Origin of the sequence: Pseudomonas sp. GLN_2, assembly GCF_043106005.1 — a bacterium.
GTDB classification, from domain to species: domain Bacteria; phylum Pseudomonadota; class Gammaproteobacteria; order Pseudomonadales; family Pseudomonadaceae; genus Aquipseudomonas; species Aquipseudomonas alloputida.
On record NZ_JBICMC010000046.1, the window covers coordinates 17,643 to 36,137 of the forward strand.

Consider the following 18,495-nt stretch of genomic DNA (forward strand, 5'->3'; position numbering starts at 1 on the left):
GTCTCCCGAAAGGCAAGCTTGAAAGTGTGGACCAACTTTGCGGCAGGGTCGTTCGAATGCGGTAAAAACACCTAGGCTGTACCGAACAAATTGTTTCAGGAGGAACACGCGCATGCGTTCAACTCGCCGGGTCGCGATCCTGGGCGGCAACCGGATCCCTTTCGCCCGCTCCAATGGCGCCTACGCCACGGCCAGCAACCAGGCGATGCTCACGGCCGCGCTTGAAGGCTTGATCGAACGCTATCGCCTGCACGGGCTGCGGTTGGGCGAGGTGGTGGCCGGTGCCGTGCTCAAGCACTCGCGCGACATGAACCTGACCCGCGAGTGCGTGTTGGGCTCGCGCCTGTCACCGCAGACCCCGGCCTATGACATCCAGCAGGCCTGCGGTACCGGGCTGGAGGCTGCGCTGCTGGTGGCCAACAAGATTGCCCTGGGGCAGATCGATTGCGGTATTGCAGGCGGTGTCGACAGCACCTCCGATGCGCCGATCGCCGTCAACGAAGGCTTGCGCCATATATTGCTGCAGGCCAACCGTGGCAAAAGCCTTGGCGAACGGTTAAAGCCCTTCCTCAAGCTGCGGCCTCATCACCTGAAACCCGAGCTGCCACGCAATAGCGAGCCGCGTACGGCGTTGTCGATGGGCGAGCATTGCGAGCGCATGGCCCACACCTGGCGCGTTGGCCGCGCCGAGCAGGACGAATTGGCGCTGCTTAGCCACCAGAAGCTGGCCGCTGCCTATGCCGAGGGTTGGCAGGACGACCTGTTGACGCCGTTTCTTTCGCTGACACGGGACAACACCCTGCGCCCCGACCTGAGCCTTGAGCAGTTGGCCAGGCTCAAACCAGCCTTTGACCGCAGCGGGCAGGGCACGTTGACGGCGGGTAATTCCACGCCGTTGACCGATGGTGCTTCGCTGGTGCTGTTGGGCAGCGAAGCGTGGGCGCAGCAGCAGGGGTTGCAGGTGCTTGCCTATCTGGTCGATGGAGAAACTGCTGCGGTGGATTTTGTCACGGGGCGCGAAGGGTTGTTGATGGCGCCGGTGTATGCCGTGCCACGCTTGCTGGCACGCAATGGCCTGACGCTGCAGGACTTTGACTACTACGAAATCCACGAAGCCTTTGCTGCCCAGGTGCTGTGCACGCTCAAGGCCTGGGAAGATGCCGATTACTGCCGTGAGCAGTTGGGCCTGGAGGCGCCGCTGGGCGCGATCGACCGCAGCAAACTCAATGTCAAGGGCAGTTCGCTGGCGGCCGGGCACCCGTTTGCGGCAACCGGTGGGCGGATATTGGCCCACCTGGCCAAGCTGCTGGCGACGGCGGGTAAGGGGCGCGGGCTGATTTCGATCTGTGCGGCAGGCGGGCAGGGGGTGACCGTTATCGTCGAGCGCTGAAGCACCTCCAGGGTAACTGCAGAGGCGGTGAGTGCCTCGATCATGATCCAGCTGTTAGGCTTGTCTGGTCAGAACTACAAGAAAATACCATGCCGATCATCGGACACCCCCGCGCTATCCCCGCGCTGGAACACCTGCCCAGACCGCTCTACGCCCGTGCCGAAAGCCTTGGCGCCGGTTCGTGGACTACCCGCCACCAGCACGACTGGGTGCAGTTCTCCTACGCCATCAGCGGTGTACTTGGCGTGTACACACGCGACGGCAGTTACTTCGCCCCACCGCAGTGGGGGGTGTGGATCCCTGCCGATGCCGAGCATGAAGTGGTCACCTCGATGCAAGCCGAGATGCGCAGCCTGTATGTGCGCCGCGATGCCTGCCCATGGGCGCCGGAACAATGCCGAGTGCTGGAAGTCACGCCGCTGGCGCGCGAGCTGATCAAGCAGTTCTGCCTGTTCCCGGCAGATTACCCAGAGGACGACAGCGCCGAATCGCGTCTGGTGGCAGTGCTGCTCGATCAGTTGCGCACCTTGCCGGAAGTCGGTTTTTCGCTGCCGTTGCCCCGCCACCCTGGTTTGCTGGCGCTGTGCAATGGCTTGATCGCTGCACCAGACCAGCCGCAGACCTTGCAGCAATGGGCGCGGGAGCTGGGGTGTTCGGAGAAGACGCTGATGCGGCTGTTTCAACGGGAGACCGGGTTGAGCTTTCGTAATTGGCGCCAGCGCATGCGGCTGTTGTCTTCGCTGGCGTTGCTGGAGGCGGGGGAGAATGTAACTGAGGCGGCGCTGGGGTGTGGGTATGACTCCACGTCGGCCTACATTGCGGCGTTCAAGCAGCTGTTTGGCGCGACACCGGGGGAATTGAAGCTCTGATTTTCGGTTGCCTGAGCCGGCCCTTTCGCGGGGTTATCCGCGAAAGGGCCGGCACAGGCCATACGTCAGGTGCGGAACCTGCGCACCAGCGTATCCAGCTCATTGGACAGCCCGGCCAGGCTCTCGGAGTCCTGGCGCGCCGCCTGAGCCAGCTCGGCCACCAACTGCGCATCCCCGTGAATCTGGCTGATGTGCCGGTTGATGTCCTCAGCCACCTGATGCTGTTCTTCGGCTGCCGTGGCGATCTGGGTGTTCATGTCGCGGATCACATCCACCGACTCACGGATCTGCCCGAAGCTGTCGCGGGCCAGACCAATGCGGCTCACCGACTGCTGCGACACTTCCAGGCTGGCGTGCATCTGCTCGGCCACTTCGGCGGTACGGCTGGCCAGGTTGCCCAGCAAACCGTCGATTTCAGCGGTGGAGTCGGCAGTACGCTTGGCCAGCGCCCGTACTTCGTCGGCCACCACGGCAAAGCCGCGGCCCTGCTCACCGGCACGGGCCGCTTCGATGGCGGCGTTCAGGGCCAGCAGGTTGGTTTGTTCGGCAATCGAACGGATGGTGCCGAGGATCGACTGAATGGCGTTGCTGTCACGCTCCAGTTGCTGGATCGACTGGGCCGATTGCTCGATCTCGTGGCTCAGGCGATCAACGCTGTGTACCGCTGCATCGATCTGTTGCTGCCCTTCGCGGGCCTGCTGCTGGCCGCTGTCGGCCGACTGCGCCGCCTGGCTGCAGGACCGTGCCACTTCATTGGCGGTGGCGACCATTTCGTGGAATGCGGTGGAAACCATGTCCACGGCTTCGCGCTGGCGGCCGGCCGCCTCGGCCATGTCGCTGGAGACGCGGGTCGAGCTGCTGGACGTGCTGAGGATCTTGCTGGCGGCAGCACCGATGTGCTGGATCAGGCTGCGAATGGCACCGAGGAACTGGTTGAACCAGCTGGCCAGTTGCGCGGTTTCGTCGCGACCGCGGATTTCCAGGTTGCGGGTCAGGTCACCCTCACCTTGGGCAATGTCCTCCAGGCCATTGGTGACGCTGTTGATCGGGCGCACGATCAGTTTGGCGAAGGCCGCACCGACCACCGCGAACAGCGAGGCCAACACCACAGCGATGACACCGATCAGCCAGGTGAGCCGGGTGGTGGTCTGCATCACTTCGCTTTGTTCGATCAGGCCGATGAAGGTCCAGCCCAGCTGCTGGTCGGGGTAGACGTTGGCCATGTAGTGCACGCCATTGAGTTCGACCTCGACCAGGCCTTTGCCGGCTTTGGCCAGCTTGGCGTAACCGTCGCCAAAGCTTCCCAGCTGCTTGAAGTTGTGGGCGGCGTCGCGCGGGTCGACCATCACGTTGCCGTTGCTTTCCACCAGCATCAGGTAGCCGCTTTCGCCCAGTTTGATCTGCTTGACGATTTCGGTCAGGCCCTTGAGCGAAACGTCGATGTTGACCACGCCGCCGGGGTTGCCCAGCTGGTTGGCCACGGTGCGCACGGTGCTGACCAGCACCGCATCGTCGGCGGCCCAGTAGTAGGCGCCGGTACGCATCGTCTTGCCAGGGTTGGCCATGGCAAGTTGGTACCAGGGGCGCGTGCGTGGGTCATAATTGACAAACTTCTGACCGGCCGGCCAGCCAGTGTAGCCGCCGTCATTCACCCCGTAGGACAGGTAGGCGTAGGCGGGGTGTGAGTTGGCCAGGCGAGTCATGAAGTCGAGAATTTTGCTGGCCTGCTCGCCCAGTTCGTAGGACGGGGTTGCGCTCATGTACTTGTTCAGCTCGCTGCCCGTGGCGGCAACCATTGGCTGGGAAGCCATGTACTCGACGTTCTGGTTGATCCCCTGGAAGAAGATGTTCATCGCGTTGCTGACCTGGCGGATTTCCCGGCTGCTGCTATCGAGGAATCCGTCGCGGGCTTCGCCGCGCAGGTTGATGACCACCAGGGTGGCCACGAGAACGATGGGCAAGCCGGCGATGACCGCGAATGCCCAGGTCAGTTTCTGTTTGATGCTCATCGACGCTCCCGGAATTTTTGTTTTCGACACAGAGGCAGGTAGCAACTGCATCGGCAGCATCCGGGTTTTATGAAGCCAAAACGCCCGTATTTATTGGATAAAGTCGTGGTTGGTGACTATTCGGTCGTGTTTGGACATTTATGGCATACCAAAGGCGCGTGGCAGCTCAGTGACAGCAGCTGCCCGCAGCGCCATTGGCCAGGTCTTTGAGGATCGGGCAGTCCGGGCGGTCGTCACCCTGGCAGTGCGAAACCAGCTCGCCGAGGGTGTCGCGCAGGCTCACCAGCTCCTCGATGCGCCGGTTCAGTTCATCGATGTGGTGCATGGCCAGCGCCTTCACATCGGCGCTGGCACGTTGGCGGTCCTGCCACAAGGTCAGCAACTTGCCGACCTCTTCGAGGGAAAAGCCCAGGTCGCGGGAGCGTTTGATGAAGGCCAGGTTGTGCAAGTCTTGCGCTTGGTACAGGCGGTAGCCGCTGTCGCTGCGAGTGGCGGGTTTGAGCAGGCCGATGGACTCGTAGTAACGGATCATCTTGGTGCTGAGCCCGCTGCGGCGGGCGGCCTGGCCGATATTCATGGCGCCTCCTGGGTGCTGCTGGTGGGTTTCCACGTTTTAAGCCACAGTGCATTGCTGACGACGCTGACACTGGACAGGGCCATGGCGGCACCTGCCAGTACCGGGTTGAGGTAACCCAGCGCGGCGAGCGGAATGCCGATCAGGTTGTAGATGAAGGCCCAGAACAGGTTCTGGCGGATCTTCGCGTAGGTCTTGCGGCTGATTTCCAGCGCGGCGGGCACCAGGCGCGGGTCGCCACGCATCAGGGTGATGCCGGCGGCCTGCATGGCCACGTCGGTACCGCCACCCATGGCAATGCCGATATCGGCCGCGGCCAACGCCGGTGCATCGTTGATGCCATCGCCAACCATGGCGACCACCCCGTCCTGCTTGAGCGCGGCCACGGTCGCGGCCTTGTCGGCCGGTAGCACTTCGGCGTGCACATCGTCGATGCCCAGTGCCTCGGCAACCACTTTGGCGCTGCCACGGTTGTCACCGGTCAGCAGGTGGCTGCTGATGTGTTGGGCGTGCAGGGTTTCGATGGCCTGCGCGGCGCCAGGCTTGAGGCTGTCACCAAAGGCGAACAGGCCCACCACTCTCGGTTGCGCGCCGCGCTCGATCAGCCACGACAGTGTGCGCCCTTCCGCTTCCCAGGCCTGGGCCTGGGCGGCCAAATCGCCGGGCTGCAGACCGCTTTCGTCAAGCAGTCGGCGGTTGCCCAGCGCCAGTTCACGGCCTTCAACGCGCCCGGCAATGCCGCGACCGGTCAGTGACTGGCTGTCGGCAACGGTTGGCACGTCCAGCCCTTGCTCTGCACAGGCCACCAGTACCGCCTTGGCCAGCGGGTGTTCACTCCCGCGCTGCAGGGCGCCGGCCAGGCGGTGAAGGTCGGCACTGTTGCCGTCCAGCGCCTGACTGTGAACCACCCGCGGGCTGCCGGAGGTGAGGGTACCGGTTTTGTCGAACACTACGCGGTTGACCGCATGGGCACGCTCCAGAGCTTCGGCATCCTTGATCAGGATGCCGTGGCGGGCGGCGACCCCGGTGCCGGCCATGATCGCGGCGGGCGTGGCCAGGCCGAGGGCGCAGGGGCAGGCGATGACCAGCACGGCGACGGCGTTGATCAGCGCGGTTTCCAGCGGTACCCCTGCCAGCCACCAGCCGATCAAGGTGATCAGGGCCAGTACCAGCACGGCCGGGACGAACACCTGGCTGACACGGTCGACCAGCTTCTGGATCGGCGCTTTGGCGGCCTGGGCGTCTTCCACCAGGCGGATGATGCGCGCCAGCACGGTCTCGGTGCCCAGCGCCTGGGTACGCACCAGCAGCCGGCCTTCACCATTGATGGCGCCACCGGTGACGCTGTCGCCGGGCTGTTTGGGCACTGGCAGGCTCTCGCCGCTGATCAGGGCCTCATCGGCATGGCTGCTGCCGTCTTCGACCACGCCGTCGACCGGGAAGCGTTCGCCGGGCTTGACCAGTACCAGGTCGCCCAAGCGCAAGTGGGCAATGGCCACGTCCTCTTCCACACCGTCGACCACGCGCAGGGCGCGTTCCGGGCGCAGGGCTTCGAGGGCTCGTATGGCACTGGCGGTCTGGCGTTTGGCGCGGCTTTCCAGGTACTTGCCCAGCAATACCAGGGCAATCACCACGGCTGAGGCTTCGAAGTACAGGTGCGGGGCCATACCGGCGGGAGCCTGGGCCCATTGGTACAGGCTCAGGCCATAGCCAGCGCTGGTGCCCAGGGCCACCAGCAGGTCCATGTTGCCGGCGCCGGCGCGCACGGCCTTCCAGGCTGCAATGTAGAAGCGGGCACCGAGAATGAACTGCACGGGTGTGGCCAGCAGGAACTGCGCCCAGGCGGGTAGCATCCAGTGCAAGCCGAACGGTTGTACCAGCATGGGTAATACCAGCGGCAGGGCCAACAGCAAGGCTGCACCGACTGCCAGGCGCTCGTTGCGCAGGCGGCGCTGAATAGCGCTTTGGTCGTCCTTGGTCGATTGCGGCAGGCTGGCGCTGTAGCCTGCCTTTTGCACAGCGTCGATCAGCAGGTTGTCATCAAGGGCCGCAAGCACTTCGAGGTGCGCGCGTTCGCTGGCCAAGTTGACGCTGACCCGCTCGACCCCGGCCAATTTGCCCAGGGCGCGCTCTACTCGGCCGACACAACTGGCGCAGGTCATGCCGCCTATCTGCAGTTCGAGGGTGCGGGTTGGTACCCCGTAACCGGCCTCGCGCACGGCTTCGACCAAGGCTGGCAGGCTGGCAGGCGGGGCTACAACCCGGGCTTTTTCAGTGGTGAGGTTTACGCTGACCTGTTCAGCGCCGGTGACCTTGCGCAGGGCGCGCTCGACCCGGCCAGCACAGCTGGCGCAGGTCATGCCGGAGATCGGCAGGTCGTATGTGGTGGATGCGGGCATGGCTCTCCTCCTTGGACAGGCCTCCAGCATCAACCTTGCCACGCGGGCAAGGTCAATAGCCCAGGTCGGCTCGTTTCAACTCCAGCCCATATTGCCCCATGGCGATGCGGTATTTGTTGATCTGGCCCGCCTGCAGATTCAAACGCGTGCTGCGCTGGTCCTCTATACCTGCGGCGCAACCCGGCATTTGCCCAGGCAGCAGGCGCAGGCGCACCTCCACCGGGCCAGGCGGCAGGTTGAACGAGGTGGACTGCTCCTGGAAAACGCGCCCGGAAAGCTGGTCGTTGAGGTACACGCCGATTTCGCAACTGGTGGCCACTTCCAGGCGCTCCCGGGAAATGATCAATACGCTGTAGGCCGAGTTGCCCTCGGCGAATGCCGGTGGCACCACAGCCAGCGCGCCCAAGAGCCCGACGACGCCCAATGCTGCCCTGAACATGAAAAATCTCCTGCTTGCCTGATCGTCAAAGGCGCAGCTTGGCCGACGCGGACGCGGATTTCCACCCCGGGCGTTGCAGGCAGGGCTTGACCTTGCCCTCATGGCAAGCTTGAAACTTGTGAAAAACCTGAAGGAGATAACCCCCATGCAAGTGTTCAATGTACAAGGCATGACCTGCGGCCATTGCGTGAAAGCCGTGACCCGCGCGGTGCAGGAGCAGGATGCGGCAGCCAGGGTGGAAGTTGATCTGGCAGGCAAACAGGTGCGTGTGCAGAGCGAGTTGGCGCAGGAGCAGATTCTCACTGCGATTCGCGATGAGGGGTATCAGGCCGAAATCGCCTGAAGACCTGATTGCTCCCACCGGGGGTAACAGTGTTGCAAATGTTTTCACATTGACAGGGTCCACAGCAGGTAGAATCAGTCACTTGCTTAGCCTGCTATGGATTCCTGATGAACCTGCGAATGGTGCTCATCCTGGGCGCACTCAGTGCGTTCGGGCCCTTGGCGATCGACTTTTACCTGCCAGCCTTCCCGGCCATGGCGCAAGCGTTCGCCACCGATGAAAAACACGTCCAGGCCACGTTGGCCGCCTACTTCCTGGGCCTGTCTATCGGGCAGTTGGCCTATGGGCCGGTTGCCGACCGCTTTGGCCGACGCAAACCGCTGATGTTCGGCGTTACGCTGTTCACCTTGGCATCACTGGCCTGTGCCTACGCCCCCAACCTCGATACCTTGGTAGTGGCGCGTTTCATCCAGGCACTGGGTGGTTGTGCCGGCATGGTGCTTTCGCGGGCCATCGTCAGCGACAAGTGCGACCCGGTAGCTTCAGCCAAAGTGTTCTCGCAACTGATGCTGGTCATGGGCTTGGCGCCGATCCTGGCACCGATGCTGGGTGGGGTGCTGGTGAACCTGGCCGGCTGGCAGTCGATCTTCCTTGCGCTGAGCCTGTTCAGCGCAGGCTGCCTGCTGGCGGTAAGCCTGGGCCTGCCGGAAAGCCTGCCCGAGCATATACCTCGCCAACCGCTGTCTGGCGCCTTGCGCCAGTACCTGCGGCTGCTGGCTGACCGGGTTTTCCTCGGCCATGCCCTGACCGGCGGTATCGCCATTGCCGGCATGTTTGCCTATATCGCCGGTTCACCTTTCGTGTTCATCAAACTGTATGGCGTGCCCGCTGAGCACTACGGCTGGCTGTTCGGCACCAACGCCGCAGGCTTTATTCTGGTGGCGCAGGTGAACGCCCGCCTGCTGGCCAAACGCGGGCCGGCCTTCCTGCTGGGCCGTGCGGTGTGGCTGTATCTGGTTGCGGGCCTGGTGCTGCTGGGGGTGGCGGCGTTGCGCCCTGCGCAGTTGTGGCCGCTGCTGGTGCCGCTGTTCATCTGTATCGCCAGCCTGGGTTGCATCATTCCCAATGCTTCGGCCTGCGCCATGAGTGGACAGGGCGCGCGTGCCGGCAGCGCCTCGGCACTGTTGGGCTGTGTGCAGTTCAGCGTCGCTGCGGGTGCTGCCGCACTGGTCGGGCTGCTGCATGACGGCAGTGCGGTGCCCATGGCAATCGTGATCAGCCTGTGCGGGGCGCTGGTGGTCAGTGTTGCGCTGTTGACCCGGCGTTTGCAGGCCAAGGCTCCCGCATGAGCGGGTGAGGTGCCTGCAGCCGGGTTTCCAGCGTGGCGACGAAGGCACGCGCCTCAGCCTCGCTGCGGAAACTGACCACATGCTGATCGAGCTGGACTTGCCAAGGGCAGGCGGGGTTTCGGCTCGACGCACTTACGATAATTTTCATCGCTGCATACCTCCAGGAAGGGGAGCCGCTCAAGTGTAGCGCTGGCCCGCCGGCCTGCCATGCCACGGCTTCAGCGTCCTGACTGACGGTAAGTGTGTGCATTTTTCTGATGGCGTTTCCTACTTTGGGTGCAATGCCTGCAAACCCGCAGAACCTTCGCTTTGTTTCGCACTATTTGTGGAAGGTTGCTGTGGGCCACATCTGAAATGACTGCAAGTTTGTTTTCATCAAGATGTTTCAGCGCGTTTGTGTAGGCGTACCGGTGCCTTGATTGACTGGGTGCCGGGGCGTTTTCGAAGCCGCCTTGCTGCTTGCCATGGGTAGGCATACCCAGTGGTTTTTCGTCATGAGTACGATGGCACCTGGCCGTCTGAACCGGCGTTTTCTGCGGCTTATACTGGCGAGCCAGGCCAGTGCCAGCGAGAGGCGCTTCCCTGGCAGGGTTGGCCATCGCATCCCCACCGTGAACTTGCAGGGAGTTACAAGGACATGAACGCAGCCAGCAGTATCAGCCAGATCGCCAGCCTGATGGCCGACCCCAAGCGCAGTGCCATGCTGTGGGCATTGATCGATGGCACACCACGGTTGGCCAATGAGCTCGCGATAATGACTGGCCTGACTTCATCGTCAGCCTGCGCGCACCTTTCGCTGCTGTCGTCGGCCGGTTTGCTCAGGCATGAAGCCAGGGGCCGCAAACGTTACTTCTGCCTGGCTACCCCGCAGGTCGGAGCGGCGGTAGAGGCCTTGGCCAGCGTACAGCTGGAAAGCGCCAGGGGAGAGCGTGCCGAAGCGCCGGTATCGTCGCTGCCGCTGTCGATGCGCCGGGCGCGCCGTTGTGGCGATCACCTGGGTGGGGAGTTGGCCAGTGAGCTGTACCATCGCATGGTGGTGGCTGGCTGGTTGGAAGGCAGCGGACGGCACTTGAGGGTCAGTGACGAGGGGCGGGCGCAGTTGGCCTTGGTCGGGGTGTACATCGATGCCCTGGCGCCACACCAGCAACGGGGTTGCGTGATCTGCCGCTGCACCGAATGGAATGACCAGGGCCCGCATCTGGGTGGCGTACTGGGTCAGGCCTTGTTCAGGTTGTTCCTGCAATCTGGCTGGATGCGCGAGCTGGAGGACTCGCGGGCATTGCATATTTCGGCGCTGGGTATCCAGCAGATCAATCGCATAGCCCGCGTGGCGACGTTGCAGGTCGGTTGAGCGCAACGTCGTCATGCTACTCAAACCAGCCGTGCGTCCAGGCTGTTCTGCGCCAGGCGACGAGCCTGGTCTTCGGTCATGCCCAAGTGGGTATGCAGAGCGTGGAAGTTTTCCGTGACGTAGCCGCCGAAGTAGGCCGGGTCGTCCGAGTTGACCGTGACTTTCACACCACGCTCGAGCATGTCGAGGATGTTGTGCTGGCTCATGTGGTCGAACACGCAGAGCTTGGTGTTGGAGAGCGGGCACACCGTGAGCGGGATCTGCTCGTCGATGATGCGCTGCATCAGGCGCTCGTCCTCGATGGCGCGCACGCCATGGTCGATACGTTTGATCTTCAGCAGGTCGAGGGCTTCCCAGATGTACTCGGGCGGGCCTTCTTCGCCAGCATGGGCAACGGCGACGAAGCCTTCGCTACGGGCGCGGTCGAACACCCGCTGGAACTTGCTTGGCGGGTGGCCCATCTCCGAGCTGTCCAAGCCTACGGCAATGAACGCATCGCGGAACGGCAAGGCCTGATCGAGGGTCTTGTGCGCTTCATCCTCGCTGAGGTGGCGCAGGAAGCTGAGGATCAGGCCGCTGCTGATGCCCAGTTGTTCGCGGCCATCCTTGAGCGCCTGGCTGATGCCGTTGAGCACCACTTCGAAAGCAATGCCGCGGTCGGTGTGGGTCTGCGGGTCGAAGAAGGGTTCGGTGTGGATCACGTTCTGGGCCTTGCAGCGTTGCAAGTAGGCCCAGGTCAGGTCGTAGAAGTCCTGCTCGGTGCGCAGCACATCTGCGCCCTGGTAATACAGGTCGAGGAACTCCTGCAGGTTGTTGAAGGCATAGGCACCGCGCAAGGTCTCCACATCGGCCCAGGGCAAGGCGATCTTGTTGCGCTCGGCCAGGGCGAACAGCAACTCGGGCTCCAGTGAGCCTTCCAGGTGCAGGTGCAGTTCGGCCTTGGGCAGGGCGTTCAACCAGTCATACATAGTGGTTCATCTCAATCAGGTACGGTTGCGGCCATTCTACAGGGGCTGGCTGGGCAATGCGCCCAGCCGGGCTGCGACCTGGTGAATCACCAGACCAAGGGTTCGCCCTTGTAGTTGATGAAACGCAGGCCGCCCTTGCCGCTTTGGGCCTTGATCTGTTCGATCATGCCGCGGGTGCTGGTGAGCACATCGATTTCGGCGTTTTCGCCACCCATGTCGGTTTTCACCCAGCCCGGGTGCATGGCCAGCACGCACAGGTCCGGGCGCTGCTGCTCAACGAAGAAGCTGTTGATCATCGAGTTGAGTGCCGCCTTGCTGGCTTTGTACAGGCAGATTTCGCCACCGTCTGGGATGGTGACGCTTCCCAGGATCGAGCTCATGAACGCCAGCACACCACTGCCTTCGCGTATTTGACCCACCAGGCGGCGAGCCACGCGTATCGGCGCCACTGCGTTGGTCATGAACAAATCGCCAATGTCGCTGTTGTGGACTGCCTCCAGGTCTTGCGGCAGGGGGCCCATGACCCCGGCGTTGACGAATATCAGGTCGAACACCTGGCCTTGCAGGCGTTGCTTCAGGCTGTCGAGCTGAACGGTGTCGTTCATTTCCAGCTGCTCGATATGCACGCCGGGCACGTTCGCCAGGGCGCCGGGCTGCTGCGGGTTACGGACGGTGGCAGTGATGTGCCAACCGTCTTCGTGCAGGCGTTGTACCAAGCCCAGGCCAAGCCCGCGCGAGGCGCCGATGATGAGGGCAGTTCTTGAATTGGCCATAGGAACATTCCTTTATCGGTGCAGGAGAAAGGAATTGAGCATACGTCACGGCGAATACACGTGCCTGGTTTGCGTCTGGTTAAAAAATGGTCAGTTTTGTCTGGGCCTTGCGGGGCCGGGCGCTTCGCCTGTTGGCGCACGGGTTATCCACAAGCTGGTCCACAGTTATTGTGTGCAAGGTGAGCAAGCGGGGTGCGGCTTGGATGAGCGGTTCGCTGGGGATAAGTCGCGCACATTCAGCAGTTTACGACTGTCATGAAATAGTGATCAAAATATGATCAAAGCTCTGGGAGCCTTGAAATCACTAGGCTGCAAGAGAATGCCCCAAGCTTATCCACAGGCAGGCCCACAGTTGTTGTGGGCAATGTTCAGCGTGCTTCGAGCAAAATACGCCCGCGGCTCAGGTCCGCCAGTTGCTGTTGCAATGGCGCCAGGTGGGCGTCACCGAGGGCAATGACCAGGTCCACACCATTGGCGGTGAACTGTTCATCCAGGACCAGGCCGTCAACCTCGGCCAAACGCAGCTTCACCAGCGCCAGCTCGCTGAAACTGCAACTGCAGCTGAAATGGCTGCGCTGCACCAGTAGGCGCTTGGGCGCCTGTTGCAGGCACTTGTTGGCGCCGCCGCCATAGGCCCTGGCCAGGCCGCCGGTACCCAGCTGGATGCCGCCGTACCAACGGATCACCAGCACCACCACCTGGTCGCAGTCCTGCGCTTCGATGGCCGCCAGTATCGGTCGCCCTGCAGTGCCGCCGGGTTCGCCGTCGTCACTGCTGCGGTACTGCGCGCCGAGTTTCCAGGCCCAGCAGTTGTGGGTAGCGGCCAGGTCGCTGTGACGTTCGATGAAACTCATCGCTTCGGCGGCACTGCTGATCGGCCCGGCAAGGGTGATGAAGCGGCTTTTGCGGATTTCCTCGCGGTATTCGCAGAGGTCGAGCAGGGTAGAAGGCATAAAGGACGGTCAGGCAGCCGGCGTGATGCCGCAGCCCTTCAAAATGATGTGGATAAGGTTGTTGCTCGCGTCTTCCATGTCCTGCTTGGTCAGGCGGCTGCGGCCAGTCACCTGGCAAATCTGGGTGGCGAAGTCGGCATAGTGCTGGGTGCTGCCCCAGAGCAGGAAGATCAGGTGCACCGGGTCGACCGGGTCCATTTTGCCTGCTTCGATCCAGGCCTGGAACACCGCAGCACGGCCGCGGAACCATTCGCGGTAATCGGCACTGAAGTATTCGGTCAGGCAGGTGCCACCGCTGATCACTTCCATGGCGAAAATGCGCGAAGCTTGCGGGTTGCGCCGGGAGAACTCCATTTTGGTGCGGATGTACTGGCTCAGGGCTTCACCGGGGTCGTCATCGACGCTCAAGGCGTTGAAGGTGCTGTCCCACAACTCGATGATGTTGCTGAGCACGGCGATGTAAAGACCCAGCTTGTTAGTGAAGTAGTAATGCAGGTTAGCCTTGGGCAACCCCGCCTTGAGGGCGATGGTGTTCATGCTGGTGCCCTTGAAACCATGGCGGGCGAACTCATCTTCGGCGGCCTGGATAATGGCCTGTTCGTTCTTCTGGCGGATACGGCCCGCGGGCTTGCCCGAGGCGGAGAGGCGATGCGCAGGGACTTCTAGGGTCATGGACGATTCCGTACGGGGCAGTGGCTGCGGCTGTGGGACAAGATTACCTGCCTGTGCCGAAGTGACAAGCGTTTGCGGCACAGACTGGCATCAACGTGTCGCAGCCAGGCTTTCGAGGAAGCTTTCCAACACCAGGTTGGGGCGCCGGCCTTTGCGGGTAACCCAGCTCAGGCTCAGGTCGTAAAAGCGCTCCTTGGGCTTGAGCGCACGCAAACGGCCTTGCTGTACCCAGAACATGGCGTAGTGGTCGGGCAGATAGCCAATATAACGCCCGGTGAGGATGAGAAACGCCATGCCCTCGCGGTCAGAAGCACTGGCTGTGCAATTCAGCGCCTGGTAGTGCGCCTGGATGTCGGCCGGCAGGCGGAAGGTGGGGGTGATGGCTTCCTGGCTGTTGAGGCGTTCGTCGTCTATCTGCTGGTCGTCGGCGTAGAACAGCGGGTGGCCGACTGCGCAGTACAGCAGCGAGCGTTCGCTGTACAACGGTTGGTACTCAAGCCCCGATAGCGGGCTGGTCTGTGGGACGACGCCAACGTGCAGGCTGCCGTCGAGCACGCCGTGCTCGACCTGGCTGGGGGCGATCATACGGATCTGGATGCGTACATCAGGGCCGCGGTCCTTGAGTTCCGCCAGGGCATGGGTGATACGCATGTGCGGCAATGTCACCAGGTTGTCGGTCAGGCCGATGTTCAGCTCGCCGCGCAAATGCTGGTGCAGGCCATTGACCTCGGTGCGGAAGCTTTCCAGCGCGCTGAGCAGTTGCAGGGCTGAATGGTAGACCTCGCGGCCTTCCTCCGTTAGCGAGAAACCGGCGCGGCCGCGCTGACACAGGCGCAGGCCGAGGCGTTGCTCGAGGTCGTTCATCTGCTGGCTGATGGCCGAGCGACCAATGCCCAGTACGTTTTCGGCAGCGGAGAAGCCACCGCACTCGACGACGCTGCGATAGATCTTCAGCAGGCGGATGTCGAAATCGCTGACTTGGGCGAGTGGATCGGGTCTTCGGCTCATCAGTTTAGTCTCGGCCTGCCTGAAGGTTAGAAATGTAGGCTTTTTCAGACTCTATCGCCGTGCCAACTTAGCTGCAACAACATCCATCGTTGCCTAATCGTCTTCCGAGGAACCGCCGATGAACATGCCCGAAACCGCCCCCGCGGGTATCGCCAGCCAGCTCAAGCTGGACGCCCACTGGATGCCCTATACCGCCAACCGCAACTTCCAGCGCGACCCACGCCTGATCGTGGCGGCCGAAGGCAACTACCTGGTCGATGACCACGGGCGCAAGATCTTCGACGCCCTGTCTGGCCTGTGGACCTGCGGCGCAGGGCACACTCGCAAGGAAATCGCTGACGCGGTGACCCGCCAACTGAGTACGCTGGACTACTCCCCAGCGTTCCAGTTCGGCCACCCGCTGTCGTTCCAGCTGGCGGAAAAGATCGCCGAGCTGGTGCCGGGCAATCTGAATCACGTCTTCTATACCAACTCCGGTTCCGAGTGCGCCGATACCGCACTGAAGATGGTACGTGCCTACTGGCGCCTGAAAGGCCAGGCAACCAAGACCAAGATCATCGGCCGTGCCCGTGGTTACCATGGCGTGAACATCGCCGGTACCAGCCTGGGTGGCGTCAACGGTAACCGCAAGATGTTTGGTCAGCTGCTGGACGTCGACCACCTGCCTCACACCGTGTTGCCAGTGAACGCCTTCTCCAAAGGCATGCCGGAAGAGGGCGGTATCGCGCTGGCTGACGAAATGCTCAAGCTGATCGAGCTGCACGATGCCTCCAACATCGCAGCAGTCATCGTCGAGCCGCTGGCCGGTTCGGCCGGTGTGCTGCCGCCGCCGAAGGGTTACCTGAAGCGTCTGCGTGAAATCTGCACCCAGCACAACATTCTGCTGATCTTCGACGAAGTGATCACAGGCTTCGGCCGCATGGGCGCGATGACCGGCTCGGAAGCCTTCGGCGTTACCCCGGACCTGATGTGCATCGCCAAGCAGGTGACCAACGGCGCCATCCCGATGGGCGCAGTGATTGCCAGCAGCGAGATCTACCAGACCTTCATGAATCAGCCGACCCCGGAATACGCCGTGGAATTCCCACACGGCTACACCTATTCGGCGCACCCGGTAGCCTGTGCCGCCGGTCTCGCCGCGCTGGACCTGCTGCAGAAGGAAAACCTGGTGCAGTCCGCGGCTGAACTGGCGCCGCATTTCGAGAAGCTGCTGCACGGCGTGAAGGGCACCAAGAATATCGTCGATATCCGTAACTACGGCCTGGCCGGCGCCATCCAGATCGCCGCCCGTGACGGTGATGCCATTGTTCGCCCATACGAAGCGGCCATGAAGCTGTGGAAAGCCGGCTTCTATGTACGCTTTGGTGGCGACACCCTGCAGTTCGGCCCAACCTTCAATACCAAGCCGCAGGAACTGGACCGCCTGTTCGATGCGGTAGGCGAAACCCTGAACCTGATCGACTGATCTTTCCGATTTTGATGCCAGGCGCATGCCCGCAGCGCGCGCCTGGCTCTCCTTTGTTTATCTGGAGTTTTGCATGAGCATTGTTCAGCACCTGATTCACGGCGAACTGGTTACCAAGGGTGAGCGCACCGCCGATGTCTTCAACCCGTCCACTGGCCAGGCCGTTCGCAAGGTCGAACTGGCCAGCCGCGCAACCGTGCAGGAAGCGATCGACTCGGCCAAGGCAGCCTTCCCGGCCTGGCGCAACACCCCTCCGGCCAAGCGCGCCCAGGTGATGTTCCGCTTCAAGCAACTGCTGGAGCAGAACGAAGCCAAGATTTCGCAGATGATCAGCGAAGAGCACGGCAAGACCCTGGAAGACGCCGCCGGTGAACTGAAGCGTGGTATCGAGAACGTCGAGTTCGCGTGTGCAGCCCCTGAAGTGCTGAAGGGTGAGTACAGCCGCAACGTCGGTCCGAACATCGACGCCTGGTCCGACTTCCAGCCGCTGGGCGTGGTTGCCGGTATCACCCCATTCAACTTCCCGGCCATGGTGCCGCTGTGGATGTACCCGCTGGCCATCGCCTGCGGCAACGCATTCATCCTCAAGCCTTCCGAGCGTGACCCGAGCTCGACCCTGTACATTGCCCAGTTGCTGCTGGAAGCCGGCCTGCCGAAGGGCATCCTGAACGTCGTGCACGGTGACAAGGAAGCGGTGGATGCGCTGATCGAAGCGCCGGAAGTCAAAGCACTGAGCTTCGTGGGCTCGACCCCGATCGCCGAGTACATCTATGCCGAAGGCACCAAGCGTGGCAAGCGTGTACAAGCCCTGGGGGGCGCGAAGAACCACGCGGTGCTGATGCCGGATGCCGACCTGGACAACGCCGTCAGTGCACTGATGGGCGCGGCTTACGGTTCGTGTGGCGAGCGTTGCATGGCCATTTCGGTCGCCGTGTGCGTAGGCGACCAAGTGGCCGATGCCCTGATTGCCAAGCTGGAGCCACAGATCAAGGCGCTGAAGATTGGTGCCGGCACCTCGTGCGGCCTGGACATGGGCCCGCTGGTGACTGCGGCAGCGCGTGACAAGGTCGTGGGTTACATCGATGACGGTGTTGCTGCTGGCGCCAAGCTGGTGGTGGATGGCCGTGGTTTCCGAGTGGCGGGTAATGAAGATGGCTACTTTGTGGGTGGCACCCTGTTCGACAAGGTGACCCCGGAGATGCGCATCTATAAAGAGGAGATCTTTGGCCCGGTGCTGTGCGTGGTCCGTGTGAATAGCCTGGAGCAGGCCATGCAGCTGATCAACGATCACGAGTATGGCAACGGCACCTGCATCTTTACGCGTGACGGTGAAGCGGCCCGTCTGTTCTGCGACGAGATCGAAGTGGGTATGGTGGGTGTGAACGTACCGCTGCCGGTGCCGGTGGCCTACCACAGCTTTGGTGGCTGGAAGCGTTCGCTGTTTGGTGACCTGCATGCCTATGGCCCGGATGGTGTGCGCTTCTATACCCGTCGCAAGGCAATTACCCAGCGTTGGCCGCAGCGGGCCAGCCATGAAGCGTCGCAGTTTGCATTCCCTAGCCTTTAAGGGGAGTAGATGAAGCGGGGAGGCCGGCAGGCCTCCCCGCTTTGTTTTTGGGGGTTGGTTGTTGCTGTTGTAGGGGGAGGTGTGGTGGGTATGTCTTGAGGTGGTTTTGGCGGTGAGATGTGTCTGCCATAACCCCTGCAGCGCCTGTGAGATCGAGCGCCGCGCGGGCGGCGCTCGATCTCATAGGCGATGAAACTGTCGTGGCGAACACTTGGCAGCCCCGATACTGTCTTTGTCCCCTTATATTTCACTTTCTTGAAATTAAAGGTTGACGGACTTTCGAATCCCCTTATAATGCGCCCCACTTCCAGCGACATCGGAACGAAAAACTCCTTGAGATTCAATGAGTTAAGTAGTGAAGGCAAAGGCTGGAAGGGCTACGATCGAATGATCGAAAGCGGTTGAAAATGGTGGTTGACAGCGCTT

At 62.3% G+C, this 18,495-nt stretch carries 17 protein-coding genes and 1 pseudogene; 7 read left to right on the forward strand and 11 right to left on the reverse strand.

What is annotated here, in order from left to right:
• Positions 1 to 112 precede the first annotated feature (112 nt).
• Complete coding sequence (locus ACF8Q6_RS12640; protein ID WP_392489879.1) at positions 113 to 1,390, forward strand: acetyl-CoA C-acetyltransferase; 1,278 nt, start codon at positions 113 to 115, stop codon at positions 1,388 to 1,390.
• An 89-nt stretch (positions 1,391 to 1,479) separates the two neighbouring features.
• Positions 1,480 to 2,259, forward strand: coding sequence for a helix-turn-helix transcriptional regulator (locus ACF8Q6_RS12645; protein WP_003255291.1), 780 nt, complete (start codon positions 1,480 to 1,482; stop codon positions 2,257 to 2,259).
• Between the two features lie 65 nt (positions 2,260 to 2,324).
• Here ACF8Q6_RS12645 and ACF8Q6_RS12650 read toward each other — a convergent pair whose 3' ends face one another.
• The 5 genes and pseudogenes from ACF8Q6_RS12650 to ACF8Q6_RS12670 form a co-directional block, all read right to left on the reverse strand.
• Positions 2,325 to 3,092 carry a methyl-accepting chemotaxis protein gene (locus ACF8Q6_RS12650; RefSeq protein WP_370688781.1) on the reverse strand — a complete coding sequence of 256 codons (768 nt, stop codon included), beginning with the start codon at positions 3,090 to 3,092 and terminating at the stop codon, positions 2,325 to 2,327.
• Positions 3,093 to 3,182: 90 nt separating this feature from the next.
• A pseudogene (locus ACF8Q6_RS12655) lies at positions 3,183 to 4,328 on the reverse strand (cache domain-containing protein); the annotation flags it as partial.
• A gap of 106 nt (positions 4,329 to 4,434) precedes the next feature.
• Positions 4,435 to 4,845 (reverse strand): Cu(I)-responsive transcriptional regulator, encoded by a 411-nt coding sequence (gene cueR / locus ACF8Q6_RS12660; protein WP_004576995.1) that lies wholly within the window; start codon positions 4,843 to 4,845, stop codon positions 4,435 to 4,437.
• On the reverse strand, positions 4,842 to 7,241 hold the full coding sequence (locus tag ACF8Q6_RS12665; RefSeq protein WP_324737349.1) for a heavy metal translocating P-type ATPase: 2,400 nt from the start codon (positions 7,239 to 7,241) through the stop codon (positions 4,842 to 4,844). The genes cueR and ACF8Q6_RS12665 overlap by 4 nt, the downstream gene beginning before the upstream one ends.
• 52 nt (positions 7,242 to 7,293) lie before the next feature.
• Positions 7,294 to 7,680, reverse strand: coding sequence for a hypothetical protein (locus ACF8Q6_RS12670; protein WP_392491232.1), 387 nt, complete (start codon positions 7,678 to 7,680; stop codon positions 7,294 to 7,296).
• A gap of 145 nt (positions 7,681 to 7,825) precedes the next feature.
• Here ACF8Q6_RS12670 and ACF8Q6_RS12675 point away from each other — a divergent pair, with 145 nt between their 5' ends.
• Entirely contained in the window at positions 7,826 to 8,023 is a 198-nt protein-coding gene (locus ACF8Q6_RS12675; protein ID WP_003255286.1) for a heavy-metal-associated domain-containing protein, read from the forward strand.
• 107 nt (positions 8,024 to 8,130) lie between these two features.
• Positions 8,131 to 9,312, forward strand: coding sequence for a multidrug effflux MFS transporter (locus tag ACF8Q6_RS12680; protein ID WP_392491233.1), 1,182 nt, complete (start codon positions 8,131 to 8,133; stop codon positions 9,310 to 9,312).
• Here the strand turns inward: ACF8Q6_RS12680 and ACF8Q6_RS12685 are convergent.
• On the reverse strand, positions 9,263 to 9,460 hold the full coding sequence (locus ACF8Q6_RS12685) for a hypothetical protein (RefSeq protein WP_003255284.1): 198 nt from the start codon (positions 9,458 to 9,460) through the stop codon (positions 9,263 to 9,265). The genes ACF8Q6_RS12680 and ACF8Q6_RS12685 overlap by 50 nt on opposite strands.
• Before the next feature lie 489 nt (positions 9,461 to 9,949).
• Here ACF8Q6_RS12685 and ACF8Q6_RS12690 point away from each other — a divergent pair, with 489 nt between their 5' ends.
• Complete coding sequence (locus ACF8Q6_RS12690; protein ID WP_019438054.1) at positions 9,950 to 10,663, forward strand: helix-turn-helix transcriptional regulator; 714 nt, start codon at positions 9,950 to 9,952, stop codon at positions 10,661 to 10,663.
• Between the two features lie 20 nt (positions 10,664 to 10,683).
• Here the strand turns inward: ACF8Q6_RS12690 and ACF8Q6_RS12695 are convergent, their stop codons facing one another.
• The 5 genes from ACF8Q6_RS12695 to ACF8Q6_RS12715 form a co-directional block, all read right to left on the reverse strand.
• The gene (locus ACF8Q6_RS12695) at positions 10,684 to 11,631 is read right to left on the reverse strand and encodes an adenosine deaminase (protein WP_003255282.1); all 948 of its coding nucleotides are present in this window, start codon (positions 11,629 to 11,631) and stop codon (positions 10,684 to 10,686) included.
• Positions 11,632 to 11,717: 86 nt separating this feature from the next.
• Positions 11,718 to 12,404, reverse strand: a complete 687-nt coding sequence (locus ACF8Q6_RS12700; RefSeq protein WP_003255281.1) for an SDR family oxidoreductase — start codon at positions 12,402 to 12,404, stop codon at positions 11,718 to 11,720.
• Positions 12,405 to 12,772: 368 nt separating this feature from the next.
• A complete protein-coding gene (locus ACF8Q6_RS12705; protein WP_010951864.1) occupies positions 12,773 to 13,357 on the reverse strand; it encodes a YigZ family protein in 585 nt (194 codons plus the stop codon).
• A 9-nt stretch (positions 13,358 to 13,366) separates the two neighbouring features.
• Positions 13,367 to 14,029: a TetR/AcrR family transcriptional regulator gene (locus ACF8Q6_RS12710; protein WP_012051106.1), complete on the reverse strand. Its 663-nt coding sequence runs from the start codon at positions 14,027 to 14,029 to the stop codon at positions 13,367 to 13,369.
• 90 nt (positions 14,030 to 14,119) lie between these two features.
• The gene (locus ACF8Q6_RS12715; protein WP_029611808.1) at positions 14,120 to 15,040 is read right to left on the reverse strand and encodes a LysR family transcriptional regulator; all 921 of its coding nucleotides are present in this window, start codon (positions 15,038 to 15,040) and stop codon (positions 14,120 to 14,122) included.
• Positions 15,041 to 15,155: 115 nt separating this feature from the next.
• Between ACF8Q6_RS12715 and ACF8Q6_RS12720 the strand changes: the two genes are divergently transcribed.
• Positions 15,156 to 16,502 (forward strand): aspartate aminotransferase family protein, encoded by a 1,347-nt coding sequence (locus ACF8Q6_RS12720; RefSeq protein WP_014589574.1) that lies wholly within the window; start codon positions 15,156 to 15,158, stop codon positions 16,500 to 16,502.
• Between the two features lie 73 nt (positions 16,503 to 16,575).
• On the forward strand, positions 16,576 to 18,069 hold the full coding sequence (locus tag ACF8Q6_RS12725) for a CoA-acylating methylmalonate-semialdehyde dehydrogenase (protein WP_003255276.1): 1,494 nt from the start codon (positions 16,576 to 16,578) through the stop codon (positions 18,067 to 18,069).
• Positions 18,070 to 18,495 lie beyond the last annotated feature (426 nt).